At 54.0% G+C, this 3,463-nt stretch carries 4 protein-coding genes; 1 reads left to right on the forward strand and 3 read right to left on the reverse strand.

Annotation, left to right across the window (positions count from 1 at the left end):
- Positions 1 to 364 precede the first annotated feature (364 nt).
- Positions 365 to 1,219: a transposase gene (locus CAGGBEG34_RS08725; RefSeq protein ID WP_203224882.1), complete on the forward strand. Its 855-nt coding sequence runs from the start codon at positions 365 to 367 to the stop codon at positions 1,217 to 1,219.
- 197 nt (positions 1,220 to 1,416) lie between these two features.
- On the opposite strand, the gene CAGGBEG34_RS08730 is transcribed toward CAGGBEG34_RS08725, so the two are convergent.
- The 3 genes from CAGGBEG34_RS08730 to CAGGBEG34_RS08740 form a co-directional block, all read right to left on the reverse strand.
- Entirely contained in the window at positions 1,417 to 1,929 is a 513-nt protein-coding gene (locus tag CAGGBEG34_RS08730) for a hypothetical protein (protein ID WP_006683291.1), read from the reverse strand.
- Complete coding sequence (locus CAGGBEG34_RS09820) at positions 1,926 to 2,999, reverse strand: secretion/conjugation apparatus DotM-related subunit (RefSeq protein ID WP_006683292.1); 1,074 nt, start codon at positions 2,997 to 2,999, stop codon at positions 1,926 to 1,928. The genes CAGGBEG34_RS08730 and CAGGBEG34_RS09820 overlap by 4 nt, the downstream gene beginning before the upstream one ends.
- Positions 2,984 to 3,463: lytic transglycosylase domain-containing protein (locus CAGGBEG34_RS08740; RefSeq protein WP_203224883.1), on the reverse strand; the 480-nt coding region annotated here is incomplete at its 5' end. The genes CAGGBEG34_RS09820 and CAGGBEG34_RS08740, both read right to left, overlap by 16 nt.

Raw genomic sequence — 3,463 nt, forward strand, 5'->3', positions numbered from 1 at the left:
GATGGGTTGGCGAACGTAATGATCCTGACGAATGGCTGGAAACAGTGCGTTTCTCGCACTGGCGCAACAAAGNNTTCGANGACTTANGCCNGAAAGCACAACAAACGATTGATACTGCGAAGCGCACTCAGCTCTATCTGGAAGCGCAGAAAGTGTTTAAACGCGAGCAGCCATTTACGCCCATTGCCTATCCAAATAAATATCAAATTATCAATAAGCGTGTGGTCGGCTTCAAAATCAATTTTTTCCACCCCACCATTTTTTCTGGCGTCGGCCTTGCCGAGTAGTTAAGCGCTTGGTGTGCCAAGGAAGCAAGCATCCAGGACGGATGCTTGCTTCCTTGGCACACCAAGCGCTTAACTACATGAATTTGCAACTGCACCACGTCGTAACTGACATAACGGGCGAGACGGGCATGAAGATTATGCGAGCCATTATAGAAGGGGAACGCGATCCGCAAGTGCTAGCCAAGCTGCGCGATTGCCGCTGTAAAGCCAGCGAACAGACCGTCCAATCTGCTCTCGTTGGCAACTATCAACCTGAACATGTCTTTAGCTTGAAGCAAACATTGAGTCTGTATGACGTCTATCAGGCCCGTATCCAGGAATGCGATGCGCAAATAGAACAGACCCTGGCCTTGCTTGCGGCGGAGAGCTCGGATCCCAACTCGCCCTTACCGAAATTCCGTTGTCGTCACAGAGCTTCCAACTCCGTGAATTTTGACGTCCGCCCCATGCTCTATCAGATCACCGGTACCGATCTGACCCAAATTCACGGGATTGGCCCCTATCTAGTTTTACGACTCGTTTCAGAGTGCGGAAGCCGCTGGCCTAGCGCTAAACATTTCACTTCCTGGTTGTGTCTGTCGCCCAGCTGCAAAATCAGCGGTGGCAAAGTATTATCAGCTCGGACTCAAAGAACGTCGAATCGCGCCACGGCTCACCTGCGACGGGCAGCGGTAGCGGTTGGACGCACTCACACGGCACTAGGTGCTTTTTATCGGCGTTTGGCTGCCAGAATTGGCAAAGCCAAGGCCGTCACCGCCACTGCCAGAAAAATTGCGATTCTTTTCTATAACGCCATGCGCTATGGACTGGGCTACCAAGATCCTGGCGCTGACTACTACGAACAACGTTATCGTGAACGAGTTATCAAACAACTGCATCGCCGTGCTGCGGAATTTGGTCTTACTTTGCAGGCTACCGCAGGGACTTCCTAGTAAATTATAGGCTCTGGCAGGAAAAGGCTATGGGTATCTTTTAGGTAACGCGCCCGTAAAATTAACACCCCGGAAACCCTTACTGGAAGTGGTGTCTCTTAAGATCAGATTTGGTATTGTCCGCTTTAGCTGGACAGGCAAGACGCTATAGCCAGGAGCAGCGCGGGAGAACTGGACACACGAGCGCAAGTCGATATCTAGCGTACATCATTTATTTGAAACCGCTCCTCGTCTATCGTCCCCGCAGCGCGCATAATTCTATCGAGCGCAGCCAGAGAGCCATGATGGGAATCGAGAAAACGCACTAAAGACATCGACACAACGAATACCAGAAGCGGCAGAGCGATGAGTCTGCCCAATATGCGCAACCGATGTTGGCGCTTGCGCGCTACAGTTAAGCGATGCAATGCCTGCTGCACCCGCATGAAGGCCACCTGCGCATCGGCATCCGTGCGAAAACGCTCGATAATGGCGACTTTTTCCTGACCGGCGGCTTCGCTCACGAAGACCAGTGCGTGCGGCGCGGTCGCGTTTTCATTTGTCTTGGTGGACGTGATCGAGAATGCACTGACTGCCGCCGAGTCGGTGCACGCGTATTTCGTCCGTGTGATCGAACGGAGAAAGCCGGTGCGCATGAACATCGTGACCACCGTTCCGTCGAGCTCGACCAAAATGCGATCTTTAGGTGATGTATCCAATTTAAGTTTCATGATGCTCCAGGCGATGTCATCAGTCCCACGTCTTCAAGATAGCGTTGCAGTCCTTTGATGGCCTCTTCGACATGGGGTTCGGTCAAGCAGCACTGGTGGTGTGATGCAATGCGCTCCGCCTGCATCTGATTAAATACGCCCGCTGACTCGATAAAGGGCACTTTACGGCCCGCGGTATTGAGGGCATACCATAGCGCTCGATCCAGCGGCTTTAACCAGATGAAATGGGAGGATGGCAACACGCCGAGAGTTCTCGCTTCGATCAGGAGCGCCATTAACAAAGTGCGCGGGTAGGGATGCTGAGTGAGCCACAGAGGTGCAGTCTTCGCACTGGCGCACCGCTGAAAAGCAGCCTGCGCCAATGCAAAATCGGGTCTGGAGTGGCGATTGACCGCACTCAGGGCATCCATAAGCTGCTGCGCGCCTTTGACGTCTTTGAAGAACGCGCGCAGGCCAAAGACCGCAAACAGCGCGCGTTCATGCGGTTTCAGTTGGGACAGTGCATTAATTCGCTTGCCCAGTTGCTGGATGAGTTGTTCGCGTGTGCGCAGGATATCCAATTGACCGCGTACAATCAACTGATGTTCTTTGACCCATTCTTCTGGATGCCTGGATGAGGCCCATTCAGGCGAGGCGTCGTCGGTTAAATCTCTGCGCAGAATCGGCGCGATGGCGGAGAAGCGTGCGCGCTGCGCCTCAATCAACGATTGCATCGATTGCACACGGGCGGCGCGCAATATCGGGTGGCGCAGCGCTCGAGCGGCGCACCCTAGACTGAATGCAACTGGAATCGCGACATAGAACAGACCAATGTGCTGACCCAACTGCCACAATTCTTTCAGAGTGACGACCTCTTTATACCGGAAATACAATGCGAGGCGCGCCTGCAAGACTTGAGCGGTATCGGATACGAGAGCGAGCGGCCTCACTTCAAGCTGCTTCCAGATTAAAAACTGCTGCGCGATCGCGCCGTGTTCCAGACGCCAGAACAGGTTTAAGCCGAACCCGAGAAGAATGACGGACAGAATGACGACCGGCAGGCTGCTGCGCGCATTTACCGGAGGGTGCATCCGAATTGTTGCGCTAAAGCGGCGGCGCGCCGGAGATACCGATCACGTCTGGCCGGTGTACGGCTGTGATAGCGCCCAACGCCCATCCAGAAATCACCGGACGCATTGATTTCAAAGCGCACCACATAAGCAGCGGCGTGAATCGCCAGACAGCTGTTGCTCGTGATCTGATGCGCAGTGATGCCGAATTTCTGATTGAAATACCGCATCCAGACCGTATTAATCTGCGTAACGCCATAATCCCGGGTGCCGTTTGTATTCGAACGCATCAGGCCCGGTCGGTGACTGCCACCGGATTCGATCTGATGAATCGCGCGCAAGATGCACGCGGGCACCTGATATTTTTGTTCGGCCCGCACGACGCATGCCTGGAGGGGCGGTGGGGCCATCACGGGTAACGGCATCGCTATTGTCCTGCCTCGATCTCGTTTAAACAGGTCAACATCGCTTTGAGCTTGCGCGGA

Source organism: Candidatus Glomeribacter gigasporarum BEG34 (assembly GCF_000227585.1).
GTDB lineage: Bacteria > Pseudomonadota > Gammaproteobacteria > Burkholderiales > Burkholderiaceae > Glomeribacter > Glomeribacter gigasporarum_B.